Source organism: Candidatus Aegiribacteria sp. (assembly GCA_021108005.1).
In the GTDB taxonomy this organism is placed as follows: domain Bacteria; phylum Fermentibacterota; class Fermentibacteria; order Fermentibacterales; family JCC-6; genus Aegiribacteria.
In genome coordinates this window covers 1-1,416 of record JAIORS010000086.1, presented here as the reverse complement: position 1 = coordinate 1,416, position 1,416 = coordinate 1, and the positions used below count along the sequence as shown (strand labels likewise).

The following is a 1,416-nucleotide window of genomic DNA, read 5'->3' as shown; positions in this document are numbered from 1 at the left end:
TATACTGTGTGAGGGCTCAAATTGCGCTTTTAAATCGATATTGATTATACTGAAAAAAAAGTCTATTTTGAGCCGCTTTCCTGAAATAGCTATATAAGTTATGTATACGTAATTTATATATCACGAATACGTATTCGTTATGCTTTTAGTAAACGCAGACTTGTTGCAGTGTAATCAATATCTTTTCTTCAAAGATTTACAATTTGTTCTTTTTTAAAAGTTTGGAAGTTTAATGTGAGTAAAGAACTCAACTCGTCTTTGTGTTCAGTATGTGTTTTACTAAGGCATTCAGAAATACTTTTTTTGAATACTGTGAAATCTGAGTAATATTTTGAATATAAACACTTTTTCTTAACAAATTTCCATAAACGTTCTATTATGTTCAAATTGGGGGAATATGCAGGTAGATATAGCAATTCGATATCCAATAACTTGGCAAAATAAAAGACTATTTTGCATTTTTGATATCGCGCGTTATCCAAGACAAGAGTTATCGGAATATTAATATTGGAATATTTGCGGCTTATATCCCAAAGAAGTTCACAAAAACTGTATGCATTGATATATTTGTCATTGGTGATCATTATCAGTTCATGAGTAATAGCATTCAACGCACCTAAAACGTTGAAACGATTTCTGCCTGATGGGCTTTTGATAAACATTCTTGCGAAACACCAAATGAATCCTATGTAGGGGCTAAGGACAAAATGTGCCGCATCCACAAAAAATAAGATCCTTTTACCGGATTTGGCTTCCTCTAAGCGAGGTTCCAACTCTTTTTTTTTAAACGCTTCCTGTTTATCGGTGTCAGCCTTTGATGGAACAATGCCAACTTTTAAAAGCCGCATTCCAATGGATTTTAAAAATTTACGGGTTTGAGTCGGGCTTCGTTTTATTCCTGTTAGTTCCTCAATTTTGGCGATTGCTTCTTTTATGGTAGCTGGTGGATGTTCACGAAAATAATCTTCAATCGTATTTTTATGCTCTACAAGTTTGCTTTGTTGACGATAAAAATTTATCTCTTTTAATTTGTCTATTCCATCTTCAATATATGCTTGAAGATAATGTCTTAAAGTATTTGCGGATATGCCAGTAATTTGGCAAATTTGTTTATGAGGTAGATTTTGACTTTTTAGCAACAAAGCCTCCATTTTTCGTTGAACCCTTGGATGAGGATGATGATAGCGTTCATACATTAAAGCTTTGATTTCTTCATCACTGAAGTGGACTCGAATCATAATTTAGCTCCTGGATACTCGTTGATTAATAAATATCCAGACAAATATAGATTCATTGAAATAATTTGTCTATAGCTAAATGAAATTTTTTTGAAAAAAGCTCGAATTGAGGCCGTTTAAAGTATAATTGGAAGAATTGTTTGGTCTTTGGGGAAAGGGAAGAGACGCCCTGGAGTGA

The 1,416-nt window shown here is 33.3% G+C and carries 1 protein-coding gene; it reads right to left on the bottom strand.

The window, feature by feature from the left end; all coding sequences use genetic code 11:
• Window positions 1-188: 188 nt before the first annotated feature.
• The gene (locus K8S15_05070) at window positions 189-1,238 is read right to left on the bottom strand and encodes an IS630 family transposase (GenBank protein MCD4775408.1); all 1,050 of its coding nucleotides are present in this window, start codon (window positions 1,236-1,238) and stop codon (window positions 189-191) included.
• Window positions 1,239-1,416: the final 178 nt, after the last annotated feature.